Origin of the sequence: Cellulosimicrobium cellulans (assembly GCF_024124905.1) — a bacterium.
GTDB lineage: Bacteria > Actinomycetota > Actinomycetes > Actinomycetales > Cellulomonadaceae > Cellulosimicrobium > Cellulosimicrobium cellulans_G.
In genome coordinates, this window is the sequence record NZ_JAMXST010000005.1 from 60,479 (window position 1) to 81,453 (window position 20,975).

Annotated in this window: 24 protein-coding genes and 1 tRNA gene; 10 read left to right on the forward strand and 15 right to left on the reverse strand. The window is 74.6% G+C overall.

Features of this window, described 5'->3' with window-relative positions; translation table 11 throughout:
* Window positions 1-505 precede the first annotated feature (505 nt).
* Both NHH00_RS15415 and NHH00_RS15420 read left to right on the forward strand, forming a co-directional pair.
* Window positions 506-697, forward strand: coding sequence for a hypothetical protein (locus NHH00_RS15415; RefSeq protein WP_253053861.1), 192 nt, complete (start codon window positions 506-508; stop codon window positions 695-697).
* Window positions 697-1,728: a CorA family divalent cation transporter gene (locus tag NHH00_RS15420; protein WP_253053863.1), complete on the forward strand. Its 1,032-nt coding sequence runs from the start codon at window positions 697-699 to the stop codon at window positions 1,726-1,728. Before NHH00_RS15415 ends, NHH00_RS15420 begins: the two co-directional genes overlap by 1 nt.
* A gap of 750 nt (window positions 1,729-2,478) precedes the next feature.
* Here the strand turns inward: NHH00_RS15420 and dtd are convergent.
* The 8 genes from dtd to NHH00_RS15460 all read right to left on the reverse strand — a co-directional run bounded on the left by dtd (window position 2,479) and on the right by NHH00_RS15460 (window position 8,120).
* The gene (gene dtd, locus NHH00_RS15425) at window positions 2,479-2,919 is read right to left on the reverse strand and encodes a D-aminoacyl-tRNA deacylase (protein ID WP_253053866.1); all 441 of its coding nucleotides are present in this window, start codon (window positions 2,917-2,919) and stop codon (window positions 2,479-2,481) included.
* A complete protein-coding gene (locus NHH00_RS15430) occupies window positions 2,916-3,959 on the reverse strand; it encodes an asparaginase (protein WP_253053868.1) in 1,044 nt (347 codons plus the stop codon). Before NHH00_RS15430 ends, dtd begins: the two co-directional genes overlap by 4 nt.
* Window positions 3,960-3,966: 7 nt before the next feature.
* The gene (locus tag NHH00_RS15435; protein ID WP_308202327.1) at window positions 3,967-4,305 is read right to left on the reverse strand and encodes a DUF2516 family protein; all 339 of its coding nucleotides are present in this window, start codon (window positions 4,303-4,305) and stop codon (window positions 3,967-3,969) included.
* A gap of 10 nt (window positions 4,306-4,315) precedes the next feature.
* The gene (locus tag NHH00_RS15440) at window positions 4,316-4,753 is read right to left on the reverse strand and encodes a type II toxin-antitoxin system VapC family toxin (RefSeq protein ID WP_253053870.1); all 438 of its coding nucleotides are present in this window, start codon (window positions 4,751-4,753) and stop codon (window positions 4,316-4,318) included.
* A 7-nt stretch (window positions 4,754-4,760) separates the two neighbouring features.
* Window positions 4,761-5,081: a type II toxin-antitoxin system Phd/YefM family antitoxin gene (locus tag NHH00_RS15445; RefSeq protein WP_253053872.1), complete on the reverse strand. Its 321-nt coding sequence runs from the start codon at window positions 5,079-5,081 to the stop codon at window positions 4,761-4,763.
* 80 nt (window positions 5,082-5,161) lie between these two features.
* Window positions 5,162-6,322, reverse strand: a complete 1,161-nt coding sequence (locus NHH00_RS15450) for an FUSC family protein (protein WP_253053874.1) — start codon at window positions 6,320-6,322, stop codon at window positions 5,162-5,164.
* Entirely contained in the window at window positions 6,319-7,461 is a 1,143-nt protein-coding gene (gene ygfZ, locus NHH00_RS15455; protein ID WP_253053876.1) for a CAF17-like 4Fe-4S cluster assembly/insertion protein YgfZ, read from the reverse strand. Before ygfZ ends, NHH00_RS15450 begins: the two co-directional genes overlap by 4 nt.
* 62 nt (window positions 7,462-7,523) lie before the next feature.
* Complete coding sequence (locus tag NHH00_RS15460; RefSeq protein WP_253053878.1) at window positions 7,524-8,120, reverse strand: FABP family protein; 597 nt, start codon at window positions 8,118-8,120, stop codon at window positions 7,524-7,526.
* Window positions 8,121-8,381: 261 nt separating this feature from the next.
* Here NHH00_RS15460 and NHH00_RS15465 point away from each other — a divergent pair, with 261 nt between their 5' ends.
* Window positions 8,382-8,777, forward strand: a complete 396-nt coding sequence (locus NHH00_RS15465; protein WP_253053880.1) for a DsrE family protein — start codon at window positions 8,382-8,384, stop codon at window positions 8,775-8,777.
* A 48-nt stretch (window positions 8,778-8,825) separates the two neighbouring features.
* Here the strand turns inward: NHH00_RS15465 and NHH00_RS15470 are convergent, their stop codons facing one another.
* From NHH00_RS15470 to NHH00_RS15480, 3 genes are read right to left on the reverse strand one after another with little or no spacing between them, the layout of a single operon-like run.
* Window positions 8,826-9,305, reverse strand: coding sequence for a DUF4395 domain-containing protein (locus tag NHH00_RS15470; protein WP_253053882.1), 480 nt, complete (start codon window positions 9,303-9,305; stop codon window positions 8,826-8,828).
* 38 nt (window positions 9,306-9,343) lie between these two features.
* Complete coding sequence (locus NHH00_RS15475) at window positions 9,344-9,826, reverse strand: thioredoxin family protein (RefSeq protein WP_253053884.1); 483 nt, start codon at window positions 9,824-9,826, stop codon at window positions 9,344-9,346.
* Entirely contained in the window at window positions 9,823-10,557 is a 735-nt protein-coding gene (locus NHH00_RS15480) for a hypothetical protein (protein ID WP_253053886.1), read from the reverse strand. The genes NHH00_RS15475 and NHH00_RS15480 overlap by 4 nt, the downstream gene beginning before the upstream one ends.
* 281 nt (window positions 10,558-10,838) lie before the next feature.
* On the opposite strand from NHH00_RS15480, the gene NHH00_RS15485 reads away from it, so the two are divergent.
* Both NHH00_RS15485 and NHH00_RS15490 read left to right on the forward strand, forming a co-directional pair.
* Window positions 10,839-11,609 (forward strand): winged helix-turn-helix transcriptional regulator, encoded by a 771-nt coding sequence (locus tag NHH00_RS15485; RefSeq protein WP_253053888.1) that lies wholly within the window; start codon window positions 10,839-10,841, stop codon window positions 11,607-11,609.
* The gene (locus NHH00_RS15490) at window positions 11,606-12,538 is read left to right on the forward strand and encodes an alpha/beta fold hydrolase (RefSeq protein WP_253053890.1); all 933 of its coding nucleotides are present in this window, start codon (window positions 11,606-11,608) and stop codon (window positions 12,536-12,538) included. The genes NHH00_RS15485 and NHH00_RS15490 overlap by 4 nt, the downstream gene beginning before the upstream one ends.
* 9 nt (window positions 12,539-12,547) lie before the next feature.
* On the opposite strand, the gene nth is transcribed toward NHH00_RS15490, so the two are convergent.
* Window positions 12,548-13,273 carry an endonuclease III gene (gene nth / locus NHH00_RS15495; RefSeq protein ID WP_253053893.1) on the reverse strand — a complete coding sequence of 242 codons (726 nt, stop codon included), beginning with the start codon at window positions 13,271-13,273 and terminating at the stop codon, window positions 12,548-12,550.
* A gap of 97 nt (window positions 13,274-13,370) precedes the next feature.
* Here nth and NHH00_RS15500 point away from each other — a divergent pair, with 97 nt between their 5' ends.
* A complete protein-coding gene (locus NHH00_RS15500; protein WP_021481784.1) occupies window positions 13,371-14,048 on the forward strand; it encodes a Crp/Fnr family transcriptional regulator in 678 nt (225 codons plus the stop codon).
* Window positions 14,049-14,131: 83 nt separating this feature from the next.
* Here NHH00_RS15500 and NHH00_RS15505 read toward each other — a convergent pair whose 3' ends face one another.
* Both NHH00_RS15505 and NHH00_RS15510 read right to left on the reverse strand, forming a co-directional pair.
* A complete protein-coding gene (locus NHH00_RS15505) occupies window positions 14,132-14,620 on the reverse strand; it encodes a RidA family protein (protein WP_253053895.1) in 489 nt (162 codons plus the stop codon).
* Entirely contained in the window at window positions 14,620-14,784 is a 165-nt protein-coding gene (locus tag NHH00_RS15510; protein ID WP_021481786.1) for a hypothetical protein, read from the reverse strand. The genes NHH00_RS15505 and NHH00_RS15510 overlap by 1 nt, the downstream gene beginning before the upstream one ends.
* Window positions 14,785-14,913: 129 nt before the next feature.
* Between NHH00_RS15510 and NHH00_RS15515 the strand changes: the two genes are divergently transcribed.
* From NHH00_RS15515 to NHH00_RS15525, 3 genes are all read left to right on the forward strand, one after another.
* Complete coding sequence (locus NHH00_RS15515; protein ID WP_253053900.1) at window positions 14,914-17,262, forward strand: transglycosylase domain-containing protein; 2,349 nt, start codon at window positions 14,914-14,916, stop codon at window positions 17,260-17,262.
* The gene (locus NHH00_RS15520; RefSeq protein ID WP_374615247.1) at window positions 17,259-18,224 is read left to right on the forward strand and encodes a metallophosphoesterase; all 966 of its coding nucleotides are present in this window, start codon (window positions 17,259-17,261) and stop codon (window positions 18,222-18,224) included. The genes NHH00_RS15515 and NHH00_RS15520 overlap by 4 nt, the downstream gene beginning before the upstream one ends.
* A 156-nt stretch (window positions 18,225-18,380) precedes the next feature.
* Window positions 18,381-18,457: transfer RNA gene (locus NHH00_RS15525), tRNA-Pro, on the forward strand.
* An 82-nt stretch (window positions 18,458-18,539) separates the two neighbouring features.
* Here the strand turns inward: NHH00_RS15525 and NHH00_RS15530 are convergent.
* Window positions 18,540-19,385: a bestrophin-like domain gene (locus NHH00_RS15530; RefSeq protein ID WP_253053902.1), complete on the reverse strand. Its 846-nt coding sequence runs from the start codon at window positions 19,383-19,385 to the stop codon at window positions 18,540-18,542.
* Between the two features lie 264 nt (window positions 19,386-19,649).
* Between NHH00_RS15530 and NHH00_RS15535 the strand changes: the two genes are divergently transcribed.
* The gene (locus tag NHH00_RS15535; RefSeq protein WP_253053904.1) at window positions 19,650-20,885 is read left to right on the forward strand and encodes an NAD(P)/FAD-dependent oxidoreductase; all 1,236 of its coding nucleotides are present in this window, start codon (window positions 19,650-19,652) and stop codon (window positions 20,883-20,885) included.
* Window positions 20,886-20,975: the final 90 nt, after the last annotated feature.

A 20,975-nucleotide genomic window follows, 5' to 3' on the forward strand; every position in this document is an offset into this window, starting at 1 on the left:
GGACCCTCCGTCCGGGGGCTTCGTCGCCCGTCGACCGGATGAAATGTTAACAACCCTCCGTAAACAAGGGATCACCACATCGTTTCCCGGTCGTCACACGACCGCCACCTGGGCCGACGGCGCTTGCCCCGTCTGGGACGGAGGGCTAGCCTGGCCTCGATCCCCGTCGCGGCCACGGTTCTCGTGCGCCCCGACCCGGGTGCGGCGCCCACGGCGCCGCCGCCACGAGAGCGAGGTGAGCCCCATGCCGGACGGCAGCAGTCATAGAACCGTGCACTGCGCGCTCACCCTCCGTGGCCCGCAGCCCGTCGCCTGAGTCGGCGAAGCCCGAGGACTCGCGCGGCCGGCCGTCGCCCCGCGCGGGGAGGTCGCCAGTGCGCACCGCGCGCGCCGTCGTGCGCGCCGCAGGAACACCCGCCGACGCACCTCGCCGACCCACCCGCGCCCGCCGCCCACCCCGTGGCGCTCGCCCGTGGTCGTCGGCCCGCCGAGAAGGACGACCACCATGACCCAGCGCTCGCCTGCCACCGAGACCCGGACGCGCCCCGCACGCCTTCCCCTGCGCGACGCGCGCGAGGACCGACGTCGCGCCCGCCGACCGAACCTGGAACGCCAGTCCATCTCCTTCACCGTCGGCCTGTACGTGTTCATCTGCGTCGCCCTGCTGCTCGCGCACGTCACCGCCGGAGGTGTCTGATGACGACGACGCTGCCCGAGCCCACGGGCCTCGCCCTCACGGCCGGTGCCGACCGTGCCCTCCCCGCCCCCGCACGCGGCGGGCTGGACCTGCACGCCCGCGCGCAGGGCACCGGCGCACCCCGGTTCGACCCCCGCGTCCTGCGCTCCCGCTGGGTCCAGGTCGGCGTGGGCGACCCCGACGCGACGGCCCGCGCCGCCGAGCACGGCGTCGACTTCGCCGCCGCCGGCGACCGGGTCTGGGAGACCGACGCGCACGTCTACCTCCCGGTGACCGCCACGCGGCGCGACGGCGACCGGGTCGTCTACGAGCGGATCGTGCTCGCACTCTCCCCCGACGTCGTCGTGACCGCCCAGCCGCAGCGCCACTACGGCGTCTTCGACAAGGCGATCGCGCGCATGCGGCGCACCCCGTGGCTCACCGGATCCTCCTACGGGGTGGCGTACGCGCTGCTCTACGCGCTCAACGAGGCGGCGGACCGCGTCGTGTCGTACGCGAGCGACCTGCTCGAGGACATGTCCGACGAGATCGACGAGGCGACGCGCGGCGTCGACTCCCGCGGTCGGGAGATCGGGGTGAGCGACATGCAGGACACCATCACCCGCATGAACCGCGCGGAGGAGATCGTGTCTCGCGCCCAGGAGTCCCAGCTCTCGCTCGCGCGCGCCGCACGGCACCTGCGCAGCGAGATCGCCGACTCCGACCCCGTGCTCGCCGGGCTCGTGGAGACCCTGGTCGCCGACATCGACGGGGTGAAGCAGCACGCGAGCTTCGAGCACGACAAGGTGCGGTACCTCCAGCAGGCGATCATGACCTCGCTCGACGTCAAGCAAGCCCAGATCGTCAAGGTCTTCACGATCATCACGGCCGTGTTCCTGCCGCCGACGCTCATCGCGTCGTTCTACGGCATGAACTTCACGCACATGCCCGAGCTCGACCGTCCCTACGGCTTCACGCTCACCGTCCTGCTCACCCTCGTGGCAGCCGTCATCCCGCTCGCCTACATCAAGCGCCGCGGCTGGCTCCGCTGACCCCGACGGCGCGCGCTCGCGTCTGGTCGGCGAACCGGGCCCGCGACGCGCGGTCGGTCTCCAGCCCGCGGGCTCGGGCCTCGAGCCCGCGGGGTCGGGTCCGCGGCGCGGGTGGCCTCGGTGCTCGGGGCTGCGGCGCCGTCACCCTGGCCTGTCGGGCGTGGGTTCTCGGAGCGCCGCTCTGACGCCCCTTCGCATCCGAGCCCACCCCCACCGCTCTTCCATCAGCCCACCCACGGCCCGCCGCCCGGCCGACCAGGCCGTCCTCGCAAGCCGAACAGGCGACCACGGCTCGTCAGGCACCCCCCGACGATCCACAACCACCTGCTCGACGTGACGTCGCCACGACTCGACGCGACATCGCGACGACCAGCCCGTCCGACGGTGACGCGACCCACGGCCCCGGCGCAGGGCACCGGGAGCCGGGAGCCGGGAGCCGGGAGCCGGGAGCCGGGAGCCGGGAGCCGGGAGCGACCGTGCCACGCCGGCGACCGAAGGGGACAGCGGGAACATGCTCGGTGAACCGACACCGCGGGCAGTCGCCCGAGGTGGGCGGAGACCGGGGCGAGACGACGCCGGGCGGGGTGGGTGGTGGTGCAGCGTCGTGGCGGGCCTGGCGGGAGCCGCGAGGAACGAGCGGCGGATGGTAGACGCGGCACCACCACCCACCCCGCCCACCCAACCCAGCCACACGTCGTCGAACACCAAGAACCACGGCTCTACCTCGCGCGATGCGCTCCGGGACGTGCGTCAGGCCTCGAGGATCAGGGTGACCGGGCCGTCGTTGACGAGCTCGACGGCCATGTGCGCGCCGAACCGTCCGGTCGCGACCTCGATCCCGCGCTCGCGCAGCCGTGCCACGACCGCCTCGACCAGGGGCTCGGCGACGGGCCCGGGGGCTGCTCCGTTCCACGACGGCCGGCGGCCCTTCTTCGTGTCGGCGTAGAGCGTGAACTGGCTGACGACCAGCACGGGTGCGCCCTCGTCCTGCACCGACCGCTCCCCCGCGAGGATCCGGAGCTCCGCGATCTTGCGCGCGATGGTCTCGACCTGCGCGTCGCCGTCGTCGTGCGTCACGCCGACGAGCGCGAGCAGCCCGGGACGGTCGATCGCCCCGACGACCTCCGTCGTGCCGTCGTCGGCCACGACGCTCACGCTCGCGCGCGAGACGCGCTGCACGACGGCCCTCACGAGCGACGCTCCGCGTCATCCGTCGGCGCGGCGGACGCGCCGTCGAGGACCGGCCGCACGACGCCCACGGGCCGGCCCGCGCCGAGCACGGGTACGTCGCCGAGCGCGGTCAGCGCCGCGTCGTCGACCCCCGCCACGCCGAGCGCGCCGAGGCGTCGGAGCGCGGCGGCGAGCACCGCGGGCCGCGGGCGGGAGCCGCCGTCGAGCACCTTGAAGGCGAGGGCGCTGCCGTCGGGCAGACCGGCGCCGTAGACGCCGTCCGCACCGTCCTTGGCGACCAGGCCGGGCACCGCGCGCATCGCGAGCGTCGCGTCCCGGCCCGTCCCGCCGACCATCTCCGGGAACGCCGCCATCGCGCGCGCGACGTGCGCCTCCGGCGAGCGCGGGTCGCGCTCCGGGGCTGCGGCGAGCCGCCCGAACGCCCGCGCGAGGCCGCGCACTGTCGTCGAGAAGAGTGGCGCGCCGCAGCCGTCGACGGTCACGTGCTCGACCGGCACGCCGGTCGCCTCGGCGACGGTCTCGCGGACCGCGACCTGCAGCGGGTGGTCGACGTCCAGGTAGGTGGCGGTGTCCCAGCCGGCGGCGACGCACGTCGCGAGCATCGCCGCGTGCTTGCCGGAGCAGTTCTGCGTGATCGACGACGGCCCGTGGCCCTCGAGCTGCCACGTGAACGCGGCGGGCGGGTGGAGCGGCATGTCGGGCGTGTTCCGCAGCGCCGACTCGTCGAGCCCGGCGCCGTCGAGGATCTCCCGGACGCCGGCGAGGTGCTCCGGCTCCCCGTTGTGGCTCGCCGCGGCGAGCGCCAGGAGGCGGGGTGGCAGGACGAGCCCGTGCCGCAGCATCGCGACGGCCTGGAACGGCTTGACGCTCGACCGCGGCCAGATCACGGCGTCGGCGTCGCCACGCTCCAGGACCGGCTCGCCGTCGCCGCTCAGCAGGACGAGGTGTCCGGCGTGGACCGACTCGACGAGGTCGCCCCGGACGACCTCCGCGAGCGGGACGGCGGCGCGCTCGACCCCGCCGTGGACGTGCGCGGTCACCGGCGCGTCACCAGCCGCCCGGGCGGCCGGACGACCCGTTGCCGCGGCCGTTGCCGTACGGCTGGAGCCGCGGGCGCACGTCGACGAGGTAGACGATCGCCGCGACGACCGCGATGAGCCCGATGAAGCCGAGGTTCACACCGCCGCCGAGGGGCAGCGAGAGGAACCCGAGGGCCGCGGCGACCGCGAGGATCGCGAGCCAGATCGGCTTGGTCAGCTTCCCCTCGGCCGTGAACGCTCCGGCCGGACGCCGGATCGCGTCGACGAGCGCGAAGAGCTGCGTCCCGAACACGACGAGCGAGAGCGCGAGGTAGACGATCCACTGCAGCGACCCGATGATTCCCACGGGCACGAGCCTACGGTCTGGCGAGGGGCCACGGCACCACCCGCAGCCCGACCGACCGCGCGGCGGTCACCACGTGCGGGTCCCAGGCGGCGACGATCGTGTCGTCGTGCGCGACGGCGAGGGCGCTCGCCACGTGCACCGCGTCGTTGCTGCGCAGCGCACCGGCCGCGACGAGCGCCGACGCGCGGTCGGCGACCTCGCCCGAGACCTCGACGACGTGGAGCGCGGGGTACAGCTCGTCCCACGCGCCGAGGGCGCTCGCGTGGCCCGGGCCGTCGAGCACGCCGGCGCGGGCGCCGGCGGCGAGCGCCGCCCGCACCTCGACGTCGGCGAGGCGGCTCGTCACGACGACGTCCGCCCGGTTCCACAGGCGGCTGGCCAGCGCGGAGCCGACCTCGGGGACGCAGAGCTTCACGAGGGCGCTCGCGTCGAAGTAGACCAGGGCCATCGGGGCCTCAGCGCCGGATCCGACGGACGAGCGCGGCGACGCCGCCGCCACGACCCCCACGGACGCCGTCGGACGACCGCGCCCCGTCCGTCGTCGCGGGTCGCGCGCCGGCGTCGCGGCCCGCGGGGACCACGTGGACCGGGCGCTCGCCCGCCGGCGGGACCAGCACGCCGTCGCGCACGAGCTCGGTGACCAGGTCTGCCGTCGCGACGCCCGTCAGCCGGGCGACGGGGACGCCGCGCTCGGTGATGACGACCTCCTCGCCCTCCCTGGCCCGCTCGATCCACGACTTGAGCTCGGCGCGCAGGGCGCTGACGGGGACCTCCATGCCCCGACGGTACCGGCCCGGGGCTCCGCTGTGCAGGGTGAAGAACGTCCGGTTCGCCCCGACGGGCCGGGATGGTCCGCTCAGAGCTCGGGAAGGGCGTCGCGCGCCTGCTGCGGCGACGCCCCGGCCGCCTCCAGGAGGTCGACGATGGGCGACCGCACGAGCATGACGAGCGACTGCACCTGCCAGTCGCCGTCGCCGAGCGCGTGCGGGTCCGCGCTGTGCGCGACCTCCAAGAGGACCTCGCGCGCGACGGCCGGGTCGCGGCCGGCGCCGACCGCTTCCGCGAGCACGTGCACCCCGGCGCCGAACCGGGCGACGAGGTCCGCGACCGCGTCGAGCTCCCGCTCGTCCGGCCCGCCCGCGACCGGCATCGCACGCCGCGCCAGGACGCGCACGCTGCGCATGGCGCGGTCCACGAGGACGGCCTGTCGCTCGAGCCCGCCGAGCTCGTCGCGGTGCCGCAGCCCGGCCGCGGTGACGCGTGCGAGCTCCCGCGCCGACGACGCCGCCGACTGCCAGTCCTCGAGCGCTCCCTCGGAGGCGCGGCCCTTGACGAGCGCCGCCTCGAGGTCGGCGCGGTCGCGTCTGCGCAGCCCTCGCGCGAGGACGTCGAGGACGGCGGCGAGCTCCGTCGTCGCCTCGGCACCCAGCAGCCGGGGACGACGGCGGGGGTCGCCGGGCGTGAGCGCCGCGACCGCGAGCGCGACGGCCCCGCCCACCAGCGCGTCCGTCCACCGCCCGAGCGGGCCGCCGGCCTGCGCCGCCGGGAGCCCGACGATGACGATCGCCTGCACGCCGGCCTGCGTCGTGAGCATCGCGCCGCGGTCGATGAAGCGGGCCGCGAGCGCGGAGACGGCGAGCACGACGGCGACCTGCCACCACCCGGAGCCGATCGCGTGGACGACGAGGTCCCCGAGCCCGACGCCGATCGCGACCCCGACCGCGAGCTCGAGGACGCGGCGGAGCTGCCGGTCCTGGCTGAACCCGAGGCACACCCACGCGGAGACGGGGGCGAAGAAGGGAGCGGTGTGGCCGAGACCGTACCGGGCGATGCCGAACGCGAGGCCCGCGGCGGCCGACGCCTGGAGGATGGGCCACAGCGCCACGCGGACGCGTGAGACGCCCTGCCGGATCCGGGCGCGCAGGAGGAGCCGGCGCCACGCGGTGCGGGCGACGTCGACCGCGCCGGGTCCGGAGTCCGGGCCCGGCGGGCGCCCGGACGCCGGCCCCGCGGTCACAGCATGCTCGTCGGCGCGCCCTCGCCGCGGGGCGTGATCCCCCGGCCGACGGGGCCGCGCGGGGCGGGACGGTCGACCGAGACGCCCTCGCCGGGCACCACGACCTCCTGCGCCGCGGAGATCGCGCCACCGTCGCAGTCGACCAGGAGCTCGGCGTCCTCGGGGACGCTGCGCTTGAGGACGGCGAGCGCGATCGGGCCGAGCTCGTGGTGGCGCGCGACCGACGTCACGGCGCCGACGGGCCGCCCGTCGAGCGTGACCTCGGCGCCGGGCGCGGGCAGCAGGTGCCCCGAGCCGTCGAGGTGCAGCATCACGACCCGGCGCGGCGGGCGCCCGAGGTTGTGCACGCGCGCGATCGTCTCCTGGCCTCGGTAGCAGCCCTTGTGGAGGTGGACGGAGGTGCGCAGCCAGTCGGTCTCGTGCGGGATCGACCGGTGGTCGATCTCGGTCGCGAGCCGCGGCCGCCACGCCTCGACGCGGGCGGCCTCGCTCGCCCACGTGCCGACGAGCCGCCACCCGGCCGCCTCGCGCGCGGCGACGGCGTCGGCCAGCTCGGCCCGCGGCACCAGCACGAGCCGCCACGGCCGCTCCCGGCCCGGGTGCTCGTCCTCGGGCGGGCCGTACCGCGTGCCGCCGCCGGTGACGCGCGGCCACGGGTCGCGCCACGTGACCGGCTCGCCCTCCGCGCCCTCGGCGTCGACGGGCTCGCCGAGCGCCGCCCACGCGTCGGTGGCGTCGGAGATCTCGACCCGGAGCATGAACTTCATCCGGTCGAGCCAGGCGGCGAGGTCGGCGGCGTGCGAGCGCTCGGTGACGAGCCAGGTCGTCTCGCCGTCGTCGACGACGGACGCCGCGTGCTCGACGTGCCCCTGCGGGGAGAGGACGAGCAGCTCCGTCGACGTGCGCGGGGAGAGGTTCGTCAGGTCCTGCGACGTGATGGAGTGCAGCCAGCTCAGCCGGTCGGGACCCGTGACGGTGACGACGCCGAGGTGCGACTGGTCGACGACGGCACCGCCCGTGCGCAGCGCGCGCTGCTCGCCGGTCGGGTCGCCGTAGTGCCAGGCGACGCCCTCGTCGGGGCCGGTCGCGGGCACCGCGCCGTGGCGGGACAGGAGCGGGCTGGTGTAGCCGGTGGTCACGGGTGGTCCTCCTTCGTCGGCGCGTCCGGGCGTGCGGGCGCGCTCGTCCGTCGGCCCGCGGGTCAGGTCGTCGGTCGCCGGGTCAGCTTCGCGGACGCGTACGACTGCAACGGCTCACCGAAGGCCGCCAATTCCCACACCCACAGGAGCTGGCCCTCGACGAACCCGTACAGCCGCTTCGAGGCCGTGACCTCCGACGCGGTGGACGTGCGGGCGATCAGGTCGCTCGCCAGGTCCACGCGGCCGTTACCGACCGCTCCGAGGTACACGGACACCCGGCCCGCGGGGTCGGCGATCAGCACCTCGAGCGGGTGCCGGTCGTCCTCGAGCCCGTCGGGCCGATCGGTGGACACGCGCCAGTAGCCCGTCTCGGTGGACCACACGGGGGCGTCCGACGCCGCGGCGTCCAGCGTCTCGGCGTCGCGCTCGGGCCACGCGCCCTCGTCGGGGACGGTCTCCGGCACCTCGGTCTCGAGGAGTCGCAGGGTCGACTCGTAGCGCAGGTACGGGCCGCCGTCGTGGTCGAACACGACGTCGTGGACGAACGGCGTCTCCTCGATGCCCGGGTACTTGACGACCCCCTCGCCGCGCCAGCTCCCGACGAGCCAGGCGAGCGGGTAGACCTCGGGCGCGAGCCCCTCGGGGAACTCGAACGGCATCAGCGACCACCTCTCGGAGTCGGGCGGGGCGACGTGCGGGGGGCGGGGCTCGCCCCGCGCGGCAGCGTCAGCGCTGGCCCTTGTAGAGCTTGTAGACGACGTACCCCGCGAACCACGTGATGGTGACCGTCGCCGCGAGGAGCAGGCCGAGGAAGATCAGCTCGAGAGTGTGCGGACTCATGCGCCCGATCCTACCGGCCGGGCGGGACGACCACGCCGCGGGCGGGGAAGGCGCCGGCGGGGAGGGCTACGCTCGGCCGCGTGACCGACATCGTGCCGCCGCCCGCGGCTCCCCGTCAGCGCTCGCTCGTCGTCAAGGCCACCTCGGGGCTCGACCGCCCCGAGGCCGCCAACCAGGCGTTCACCGTCGCCGCCGCGGCGGTCGCGGCGGGCGTCGAGGTGAGCGTGTGGCTCACGGGCGAGGCCGCGTGGTTCGGGCTGCCCGGGCGTGCGGCGGAGCTCGAGCTGGAGCACGCCGCCCCGCTGCCCGACCTGCTCGACGCCGTGCTCGCCGCCGGCACCCTCACCGTGTGCACGCAGTGCGCGGCGCGCCGCGGGATCACGGCCGACGACGTGCTCCCCGGCGTGCGGATCGCCGGCGCGGCGGTGTTCGTCGAGGAGGCGCTGCGCGACGGCGCCCAGGCGCTGGTCTACTGACCGATCCGGTCTCCGGCCGGGTCTCCCGGCTTCCCGGGTGCGGCGCCGTCAGCGCGCCGGGGCGACCCGGCGCAGCAGCAGGTACAGCTCGCACCCCAGGCACAGGCCGAACGCGGCGTTGAGGACGGCGGCCACGAGCGCGAGCGCCGCCGCGGCGGGCACGGCCGCCTCGACGCCGAGCAGCCCCAGCACGACCCCTGCGCCGGTGATGACGAGGCCGACCGCCTGCGCGAACCGCGGCGGCCTCGGGTCCTCGCGCTCCGCCGTCGGGCCGATGCGCGGGAGCACGACCACGCGGTAGACCCACGCCTGCCACGTGCCCTGCGCGCCCCGGATCGCGCCGAGCAGGAAGCTCGCCGCGACGAGCGCGAGCAGCACGAGCGCGGCGGGCGACGTCCACAGGAGGATGACGACCGCGAGCAGCAGCGCCGTGATGCCCGCCCCCGCACGCGGCCCCCGCGGGTCGATGCCGGCGGGCGCAGTCCCGCGCTCCGTCGTGGCGTCGCCTCGCCCAGCCTGGTCGCTCATGCGGTCTCCTCCGGTGCGGCCGTCGGGGACGGCGTGGGTCAGGCGTCGTGCGCGGTCGCGGAGGCCGCTCCCGCGTCCGCGACGGCGAGCGCCGCGAGCGCCTGGGCGCGGTTCATCCCCCCGCTCGCGCGGGCGACCTCCCGACCCTCCGCGTCGAGCACGAGGACGGTCGGCGTGCGCAGTATGCCGAATGCTCGCACCAGGTCGAGGTGGTCGTCGACGTCCATCTCACGATGCGTCACGTCGTCGTGCGCCGCGCTGACCTCGCCGAGGACGCGCGCCGTCGCCCGGCACGGCGCGCACAGCTCCGCCGAGAACTGCACGAACGTGCCGCGCGCACCCAGCACGACGTCGTGGGCGGGCCAGTCGAAGGACGCCGCGCCGTCGTCGGTCGCGGACCCGGACGTCGTCGTGCGCGGCGCGCGCACGACCCCCTGGCGCCGCTGCCACCACACGCCGAGGGCGAGCGTCGCGAGCAGGGTCGCGCCGAGGAGCACGACGGGGAGCACCGACGGCGTCATCCCACGATCACCCGGCCCACCACGAAGATCAGCGTCCCGCCGACCGCGACCGGCAGCGCCGTCGCGGAGAACGCGCCGAGGCGCCCCCGCAGCTCCGGGAGCTGGTCGAAGAGCGCGTGGAGCGACGCGACGAGCAGGCCCGCGACGACGCCGGACCAGACGCCGCTCAGCAGGTCGAGGTCGGGCATGACGTACCCGACGGCACCGCCCGCGGCGACCGCGAGCCCCAGGGTGAGCGCGGCGTTGGTCCAGCCGCCCAGCGGCAGCGCCGAGACCGCGGAGGCGACGGCCAGCGCGACCGCGCACGTCACGACCAGGGACTCGCCCGCGTCGGTGCGTCCCGTCGCGATCCAGCCCGCGCACGACGTCGCGACGACGATCCCGCTCACGGTCCCGACGAGCGACTCGACCAGCCGCGGGCGCCCGTCGCGGCGCAGGAGCTCGGCGACGAACGCGAGCACCACGGCGAGCGCGAGCACCACGGGCAGGTGCCGCAGCGCGGGCTCGCCGTGCGTCGCGGCCGTGGCACCCACGGCGCCGAGCCCGGCGATCGCGATGACGACGCGCGTCCCGCCGTGCACGGGGATGTCGAGCAGGCGCGGCCACCCGATCGCGACGATCAGGGCAAGGGCCCACGACGCCGCGGCGAGCGGGAGCGGGCCGAAGAACGCGGCGACGGCGATGCCCGCGGCGAGGCACGCCGTGACGACGGCCCGGGTCGAGAGGTCCACGCGGTCAGCGCCCCGTTCGGGGGTCGCGGGAGGGCGTCGGGTCGTGCAGCACGCCTCAGAGTGTCGCAGAGTCTCCCGCCGGACCGCCTACCGGCCCGGCACGCGCACGGCCGTGGAACGTTCGCCGTGTCCGCGCCCGGCACGCGATACGGTAACCATCCACGGACCGAGAACGTGGCCGATGACGTGGCGAGCCCCGCAGAGGTACGTCCCGGCCCGGTCGCCACGCGTCGACGCCCGGGGGCGCCGCCCGCGCCCCGCGACCCGGAAGGAGGTGCCGGATGGCAGACCTGCTCATCCTCACCCCCGCGACAGGCGGTTCTGTCGAGGTCCTGCCTGCCCTCGGCCTGCTCTCGCACCGCATCCGAGTCCTTCCCATGGAGCCGTCGGCGCTCGTCGACGCCCCGGACTCCGACGTCGTGCTGCTCGACGCGCGGCGCGACCTCGTCGCGGCCCGCACCACGTGCCGCCTCCTGCACGCCACCGGGCTCACCGTCCCGCTCGTGCTCGTCCTCACCGAGGGCGGCCTGACCGTCGTCACGGCGGAGTGGGGGGCTGACGACCTCCTCCTGGAGGGCGCCGGCCCGGCGGAGGTCGAGGCCCGGCTGCGCCTCGTCGTCGAGCGGTCCGCGCGCGGCCCGGCCGAGGACGGTCCACAGGAGATCGCGGCGGGCGAGCTCGCGATCGACGCGAGCGGCTACACCGCACGGCTGCGTGGCCGGCCCATCGACCTCACCTACAAGGAGTTCGAGCTCCTCAAGTACCTCGTGCAGCACCCCGGCCGCGTGTTCACCCGCGCCCAGCTGCTCCAGGAGGTGTGGGGGTACGACTACTACGGCGGCACGCGGACCGTCGACGTCCACGTCCGGCGCCTGCGCGCCAAGCTCGGCCCCGAGCACGAGCAGCTCATCGGGACGGTGCGCAACGTCGGGTACCGGTTCGACCCGCCGAAGGACCGCCGCCCCGCCGAGGGGGCGGAGGACGCCGGGGCGGGCACCGCCGGGTCGTCGGCCGACAGCGGGCCCGGGACCCCGGTAGGTTCGTCCGGGTGACGCCCGACCCCTCCGACTTCACGTCCGCGCTGCCCGACGGCCCCTGGCGCCATGAGCTCGTCCCGGCCAACGGCGCGCGCTTCCACGTCGCGCTCGCCGGTCCCGAGGACCGCGGGGTGCGGGACCCCGGGCCGCCGCTCGTCGTCCTGCTCCACTCCTTCCCGCAGTTCTGGTGGGCGTGGCGCCACCAGATCGAGCCGCTCGCCGCGGCGGGCTACCGCGTCGCCGCGATGGACGTCCGGGGCGTCGGCGCCTCCGACAAGCCGCCGATCGGCTACGACGCCCCGACCCGCACGCGCGACATCGCGGGGGTCGTGCGCTCGCTCGGGTCCGGACGCGCCGTCGTCGTGGGCCACGGCACGGGCGGAAGCCTCGCCTGGGCGATGGCCGCGCTCCAGCCCGCCGTCACGGCCGGCGTCGCCGCGTTCTCCGCGCCGCATCCCGCGCGGCTGCACACCTCCGCCCGCCGTCTGCTCACGCCCGCCGCGCTGCGTCAGCTCGCGTTCTACCAGGTGCCCACGCTGCCCGAGCGCGCGCTCGTCCGCGGCGACCTCGTGGCCGAGGTGCTCGCGACCGGGGCGGCCACGCCCTTCGCGCCCGACGTCGTCGACACGTACCGCACGGTCATGCGCATCCCGTTCGCGGCGCACACCGCCATGGAGTCGCTGCGCTGGGCGGTGCGCTCGACCCCTCGCCCGGACGGCCGTCGCTTCCTCGCCGCGCTCCGCCGCCCGATCGACGTCCCCGCGCTGCAGGTCCACGCCGAGGAGGACGGCCTCGTGCGACGCGACCTCGCGGACGCAGACGGCGCCGCGCTCGCCCGCGACTTCCGCTTCGAGGTCGTGGACGGTGCCGGCCACTACCTCCCCGAGGAGGCGCCCGACGCCGTGACGGAGCTGCTGCTCGACTGGCTCCCGCGCGCGGTCTAGCCGGGGACCTCAGCTCGTCTTGACGAGCTTCGCCGCCTTGACCGGGTCGACCTCGCCGACGCCGAAGGACGGGCACCAGCGGGCGATCGTGCACGCGCCGCACGCGGGCTTGCGCGCGAAGCACACCCGCCGGCCGTGGAAGATCAGCCGGTGCGAGAGCATCGTCCACTCCGACTTCTCGATGAGACCGCCGACGACCTGCTCGACCTTGACCGGGTCCTCCTCGGTGGTCCAGCCGAGACGGCGCACGAGCCGGCCGAAGTGGGTGTCGACCGTCAGCCCCGGCACGCCGAACGCGTTGCCCAGCACGACGTTCGCCGTCTTGCGACCCACGCCCGGCAGGGTCACGAGGTCCTCCAGGCGGCCCGGCACCTCGCCGTCGTAGCGCTCGACGAGCGCCTGGCCGATGCCGATGACCGACTGCGCCTTGGCCCGGAAGAACCCGGTGGGGCGCAGCATCTCCTCGAGCTCCTCCCGGTCCGCGCCCGCGTACGCCGCGGCGTCCGGGTAGCGCGCGAACAGCGCCGGGGTCGTGAGGTTCACGCGCTTGTCCGTGGTCTGCGCGGACAGGACGGTCGCGACGAGCAGCTCGAGCGGCGTCGTGAAGTCCAGCTCGCAGTGCGCGTCCGGATAGGTGACCGCGAGCTCGCGGTTGGTGCGGCGCGCCCGCCGGACGAGGGCGAGGTGCGACTCGGGCTTCGGCGCCCCCGTGCGGGCCGGCTCGGTGGTGGTCACGGACCCACCGTAGCCGCCGCCCCCGACACCCGAGTTGCAGCCGTAGGGCAGACTTGTCCTGGAACATTTCCGAGGACGAGACGATAGGACACCCCGCGTGGACGACGACGTTGTGCTCTCCGCCCCCCTGTTCGCGACGATGGACGCGGACGAGACGCGCACCCTCTTCGAGTCGATGCAGCAGATCGAGCTCTCCCGCGGCGACGTGCTGTTCCGCGAGGGCGAGCCGGGCGACCGCCTCTACGTGATCGCGAGCGGCAAGATCAAGCTGGGGCGCCGCTCCAACGACGGCCGCGAGAACCTCCTGTCGATCCTCGGCCCCGGCGAGATGTTCGGCGAGCTCTCCCTGTTCGACCCGGGCCCCCGCACCGCCACCGCGAGCTCCGTCGCCGACTCCGTCATCTACGAGCTCGGGCACGACCAGCTCGTCGAGTGGATCGAGAAGCACCCGAGCGTCGCCAAGCACCTGCTCAACGCCCTCGCGCGCCGGCTGCGCCGCACGAACGAGACGCTGGCCGACCTCGTGTTCTCCGACGTGCCGGGCCGCGTCGCCAAGGCGCTCCTCGACCTGTCGACGCGCTTCGGCGAGGAGACGGACGAGGGCATCCGCGTCGCGCACGACCTCACGCAGGAGGAGCTCGCGCAGCTCGTCGGCGCGTCGCGCGAGACCGTGAACAAGGCGCTCGCCGACTTCGCGACGCGCGGCTGGGTGCGCCGCGAGGGCCGGGCCGTCGTCCTGCTCGACATGGACCGCCTGGAGCGCCGCGCGCGCTGACCGCCGCACCGACGAGGACGGGGTCGGCGACCGGGTCCGCGAGGACCTGGCCGCCGACCCCGTTCGCGTGCCGGCAGAGGGAGCTACTCCGCGAGCTCCACGACGATCTCGACCTCGACCGGGGCGTCGAGCGGCAGGACCGCGACGCCGACCGCGCTGCGGGCATGGACGCCCGCCTCGCCGAAGACCTCTCCGAGGAGGGTGCTCGCGCCGTTGACCACCCCGGGCTGCCCCGTGAACGACGGGTCGCTCGCGACGAACCCGACGACCTTCACGACGCGGGCGACCTGGTCGAGGTTCCCGACGACGTCGTGCACGGCGGCGAGCGCGTTGAGCGCGCACTGCCGCGCGAGGGCTGCGGCCTCGGTGGACGGGACGAGCCCCTCGCCGTCGCCGACCTTGCCCGTCGCGGGCAGGGCGCCGTCCACGAACGGGAGCTGGCCCGACGTGTGGACGTACCGGCCCGAACGCACGGCGGGCACGTAGGCCGCGACGGGCGCCGCCACCGGCGGGAGGGCGAGGCCGAGCTCCGTCAGGCGCGCGGCGATCGTCCCGGCGGGGAACCCCGCCACTACTTCTCCCCGGTCGGGCGCTTGAGGTAGGCGACGAGGCCGTTGCCGTCGGGGCCCGTGACGACCTGGACGAGCTCCCAGCCGTCGGAGCCCCACTGGTCGAGGACGGCCTTGGTGTTGTGGATGATGAGGGGGATGGTCGCGTACTCCCACGTGGTTGCCATGGGGCGAGCGTAGTCGGCCGCCGCGGGCATCACCCGCGAGCACCGCCGCGGGATGCTTACACAACCCGCACACCCGCGAGCCCCGGGATCCCGGGGCCCTCCCAGGGTCGCTCCCGTAGGGTTGGCACCATGGCTTCCCCTGTGCGTCCTCGCGGCCGGCAGATCAACGCGTACCAGCTCGTCGCCCTCTTCCTGGCGTTCGTGCTGGTCTCCGGCGTGGGCGGCGTCCTCGCGGCCGGACTGCTCGTCCCGCTCGCCGCCGGGGCGAACACGGCGACCGACACCGCCGTCGAGGTGTTCGACGAGCTGCCGGCGGACCTCGAGCCGGGCCCGCTGTCCGAGCAGTCGCGCATCTACGCCAACGACGGCACGACGCGCCTCGCGACGTTCTACACCGAGAACCGCATCGTGGTCCCGCTGGACCAGGTCTCGGACGCGATGAAGAACGCGGTCATCGCGATCGAGGACAAGCGCTTCTGGGACCACGGCGGCGTCGACGTCGAGGGTCTCCCCCGCGCGGTCGTCAACAACATCACGGGCGGCGACACCCAGGGCGCCTCGACGCTCACGCAGCAGTACGTGAAGAACGTGCTCATCGAGCAGGCGGTCCGCGAGAACGACACCATGGCGCTCTACGAGGCCAACGAGAAGTCGCTCGGGCGCAAGGCGCGCGAGGCCAAGCTGGCCATCGCGCTCGAGAAGAAGATGACCAAGGAGGAGATCCTCCAGGGGTACCTCAACATCGCGCAGTTCGGCCGCTCGGTCTACGGCGTGGAGACGGCGGCGCGGCACTACTTCAACAAGAGCGCGATCGATCTCGACTACGTCGAGGCCGCGACGATCGCGGGCATCACCAAGGCGCCGTCGACGTACGACCCGACCACGGAGCCGGAGAACGCCCAGAAGCGTCGCGACATCGTGCTCAACCAGATGTACCAGCAGGGGTACATCACCCGGGAGGAGTACGACACGGGCCGCGCCCGTCCGATCGCCGACACGCTCTCCGTCCAGCCGCTCGAGGCGGGCTGCCAGGCATCCGGCGGATCGGCGTTCTTCTGCGACTACGTCACGAAGATCATCATGTCCGACCCGGTGTTCGGCGAGACCAAGGAGGAGCGCCAGACGCTGCTCTACCGCGGCGGCCTCGACATCTACACGACGCTCGACCCCGCCATGCAGGCAGCGGCAGAGCAGCACGCCTCGGCGGCGGTCCCGGCGGACGACCCGAGCCAGATCGAGGACGCGATCGTCACCGTCGAGCCGGGGACCGGCAAGATCCTCGCGATGGCGCAGAACCGCGCGTTCGACAACACCCAGGAGCCCGCGCCGAACACGACGGCGGTCAACTACAGCGTCGACCAGGCCCACGGGTCGTCCAACGGGTTCTCCCCCGGCTCGACGTGGAAGCCGTTCGTGCTCGCCGAGTGGCTCAACCAGGGGCACTCGCTCTACGAGACCGTGAGCGCCAACAAGCGCACCTGGACGATCAACCGCGACTTCCACGCGAGCTGCACGCGGCTCGGGAACGAGAAGTGGACCCCCGCGAACTCCGACGGGCCCGGCAGCGGGTCGATGTCGGTCCTCAAGGCGACGTACAACTCCGTCAACACCGCGTACACCACGATGGCGAGCCAGCTCGACCTGTGCGGCATCGCGACCACCGCGAAGGCCGCCGGGTTCCAGCCGTCGATGCTCCGGGACGAGGGCAACATCGACATCAACGCGTCGATGATCCTCGGCACCCAGAACTCCTCCCCGCTGCAGATGGCCGCGGCGTACGCGACGTTCGCGAGCGGCGGCACGTACTGCTCGCCCGTCGCGATCACCAAGGTCCTCGACTCCGACGGCCAGGAGCTCCCGGTGCCGTCCGCGAACTGCCAGCCCAACGCCATCGACCCGACGGTCGCGAACACGGTCACCTACGCGCTGCAGCAGGTGCTCACGCAGGGCTCCGGGCGCGGCAACGGTCTCGCCGACGGGCGTCCTGCCGCCGGCAAGACCGGCACGGCGAACAACAACACGCACACGTGGTTCATCGGGTACACCCCGCAGGTCGTCACCGCCGTGTGGATCGGCAACGCCGAGAGCGACGTCCCGATGAACGGGCGCTTCACGATCAACGGGAAGACCCGCCCCTACTGGTACGGCTCGAGCCTGGCCGCGCCGACCTGGCGCGACTACATGAACCAGATCCTCGCCGGCCAGCCCGCCCCGGGCTTCGCCGACCCGGACTGGAAGCGGATCAACGCCCCCGCCCCGCCCCCCACGGCGCCGACGACCCCCGAGGGTGGCGGCGGCGACCAGGGCGGCGGCCAGGGTGGTGACCAGGGCGGCGGCGACCAGGGCGGCGGCGACGCCCCCGACGCCGACGCCGGCGGAGGTCGTGGCGACCGCGGTGACCGCGGGAACGGGGCCGGCCGCGACGACGTCGACCTCGGCGAGTGGTTCGGCAACCTCGGCGGCGGGGGGAACGGCTGAGCGCCGTCGGCCCGCGCCGGGCCCTGCGCGGGCTCGGTGCGCTCGCCGCAGTCGGTCTGGCGGGCGTCGCGTACGCGCACGTCGAGACCAAGCTCTTCACGCTCCGCCGGGTGACCGTGCCCGTGCTGCCCGCCGGCACGCCCGACCTGCGGGTGCTCCACGTCTCGGACCTCCACCTGGTCCCCAGCCAGCGGCGCAAGATCGAGTGGGTGCGCTCGCTCGCCGAGCTCGAGCCGGACCTCGTCGTCGACACGGGAGACAACCTCGCGCACGTCGACTCGCTCGAACCCCTGCTGCACGCGCTCGAGCCGCTGCTGTCGGCTCCCGGAGCCTTCGTCATGGGGTCGAACGACTACTACGCGCCCGTCCCCAAGAACCCGGCGCGGTACCTCCTGCCGGACGCGCGCGTGCCGTTCGCGTCCCAGGCACGCCTGCTGCCCGCGAGCGAGCTCGCCGCGGCGATGCGTGACGCGGGCTGGGTCGACCTCACGAACCGTCGCGACGTCCTCGAGGTCGGCGGCGTCCGCCTCGACCTCGTCGGCGTGGACGACCCTCACCTCGACCGGGACGTCTTCCCGGCGCCCACCGCGCCGGACGGCCGCCACGACGGCCCCGAGGCGCCGTCGAGCGACGGACCGGTGCTCCGCGTCGGGGTCACGCACGCCCCGTACCGGCGCGTCCTGGACGCCATGCACGACGACGCCGCGGAGCTGATCCTCGCGGGCCACACCCACGGCGGGCAGCTCTGCGTGCCCGGGTTCGGCGCGCTCGTCACGAACTGCGACATCGACCGACGGCGGGCCAAGGGCCTGCACGGCTGGCCCGGGGCGCGGCCCGACGCACCGGGCGGCGAGGACTCGACATGGCTCCACGTCTCCGCCGGAGCGGGCACCTCGCCGTACGCGCAGGTGCGGTTCGCGTGCCGACCCGAGGCGACGCTGCTCACCCTGACGGCACGCTGACCGCGGTGCGCGCGCCCTCACCGCGAGGGCGCGCACCGGGTGTCGCCGGGGTCACGGGAATCGAGTTTCGTCGCACGGCACTTCGTCGGCTATTCTGAGCAGGCTTCCCGCGCGGAAGACGAGGACTCCTCGTCGATCGTCGTGCGGACGAGCAACCGGGGTGTGGCGCAGCTTGGTAGCGCGCTTCGTTCGGGACGAAGAGGTCGCAGGTTCAAATCCTGTCACCCCGACCAGGCAGAAGGCCCGGAATCGCCACGATTCCGGGCCTTCTTCATGTCCGTCGCCAGAGGCGTCCCCGCTCCCCGACCCCCGTCCTCAGGACCGGCCCGCACCGAGGCCGGTCGCCGTCCCGGCGGCGTCGCACGGTGGGTCGATCGTCACCCCCGCCGCCTCCGCCTCCCCCACCAGGAGGACGAGGGCGCGCTCCATCGCCGTCGGCTGCAGCTTGCCGACCTGGTGCCCGTGCGGATGGTCGAAGAACGCGAGCAGGCACAGCAGGAGCGTGATGACGAGCGTGACGCTGCCCATGAGCAGGCCCTGCGTCGCGGCACGCTCCGCGGAGTCGGCGAAGAAGAGCAGGAAGACGAAGACGGTCGCGGAGACGACGAAGAGGACGAGCCACAGCGGCAGCGGGATCAGGCCCTCCGCGCCGTGCACGCGGGACTGGCGGGCGTCCTCGCGGGCCGCGGTCTGGTCCATCCACCGGTCGTAGGCGGACTGCTGGGTGTCCGACGCGGGGACGACGTCGCGCACGGTCCGGTAGAGCGCGACCCCCCACGGGTTGACGGCCTCGCCGAGCTCGCCGTCCGCCATCTGCTCCCACTCGTTCGCGACGACGTACCGGGCGTAGCAGACGAGCTCGCCGGAGAGCCGCGCCGCGTCGTCGGGGGCGAAGAACTGCGCGGTCTCCAGCTGCTGCACGACGATCCGCGCCTCGGCCTCAGCGCCGCTCCTCGCCTCGTCGTAGGACTCGAAGGCGAGGAAGACGATGAAACCGAGGAGCACCGAGAAGCCGGTGGCGACCACCCCGAAGACCCCGGACGCCCGGTCGCCGTCGCTGAACCGGCTGCCGGCCGGTGCACGCCGCCGGACGAGGAGCATCGTCGCGACCGCCACGGCGACGACGACGGCGGTCACGATCGCGCCGACGACGATGCTCACGGCACCTCCTCCGCGCGGGGACCGCCGCGCGGTGCACGACGGTGCTGTCGTGGACAGCCTGCCCGTGCGCACCGCACGGGGCGTCACGCGAAACGCATGAACGCTGCCACGGCGCGGCGGCGCGAACCGGCGTGCGCCACGCCCAGGGCCGTGCGCACACCTGCCACCGCACCTCGCACCTCGCACCTCGCACCTCGCACACGATCGCGCGAGACTGGGGCGGTCCGCCCGAGTCCGGGGCACCGAGTCACCGCGGAGGTTCTGATGAGCGCTGGACGTCACGTCGTCGTCGGAGGAGGGCTCGCCGCCGCGAAGGCCGTCGAGACGCTGCGCGACGAGGGCTACGACGGCGGGCTGACCGTCGTCGCGCGCGAGCGGCACCGGCCGTACGAGCGGCCGCCGCTGTCGAAGGACTACCTGCGCGGCGAGGCGGAGCGCGAGTCGGTGTTCCCCCTCTCCGCGGACTGGTACGCCGAGCACGACGTCGAGCTCCTCACCGGGACCGACGCGACCGCCGTCGACCTCGCGGGCCGGAGCGTGTCCCTCGCCGACGGCCGGACACTGCCGTACGAGAAATTGCTGCTCGCCACGGGATCGGCCCCGCGCCGGATCCCGCTGCCCGGCCTCGACCTGGACGGCGTCCACGAGCTGCGCACGCTCGACGACAGCGACGCGCTCGCCGCCGCGCTGCGCGCCGCCCACGACGGCGGCGCGGGGCGGCTCGTCATCGTCGGCGACGGGTGGATCGGGCTCGAGGTCGCGGCGTCGGCCCGCACACTCGGTCTGGACGTCACGGTGATCGGGCTCGGCACGCACCCGCTCGAGCGCGTCCTCGGCCCGGAGATGGGCGAGCTGTACGGGCAGGTCCACGCCGACCACGGCGTCCACCTCCACCGCCGCGCCCAGGTCACGGGCATCTCGGGCTCAGGCGGCCGCGCGACGGGCGTCGACCTCGCCGACGGGACCCACGTCGACGCCGACCTCGTGCTCGTCGCCGTCGGCGCGGTCCCGAACATCGGGCTCGCCCGGGACGCGGGCCTCGCGCTCGACTCCTCGACGGGCGGCGTCGTCGCCTCCGCGACGCTCCAGACCACCGACCCCGGCGTCTTCGTCGCCGGCGACATCGCGAGCGTCCCGTCCGCGCGCTACGGAAGGTCGGTGCGCGTCGAGCACTGGGCGACGGCCCTCAACCAGGGTCCGCACGCCGCGCGCGCGATGCTCGGCGCGACCGACCCCTACCCCGAGCTGCCGTACTTCTTCTCCGACCAGTACGACGTCGGCATGGAGTACCTCGGCTTCGTCGCCGGCCCCGACGCCTACGACGAGGTCGTGGTCTCCGGCTCGGTCCCCGACCGCGAGCTCGTCGCGTTCTGGCTCAAGGACGGCCGCGTCGAGGCCGGCATGGCCGTCAACGTCTGGGACCGCATGGAGGACGTCAAGGCCCTCATCCACCGCGACGCTCCGGTCGACCGCACCGACCTGGAGTCCTTCGTCTCCTGAGCCCCTGAGCCCCTGAGCCCCCGACCAGGCGATCCCAGCCGTTCGAGCAGGTGGTCCTGGCTCGTCCGGGGGGAAGGGACGCGCCAGGAC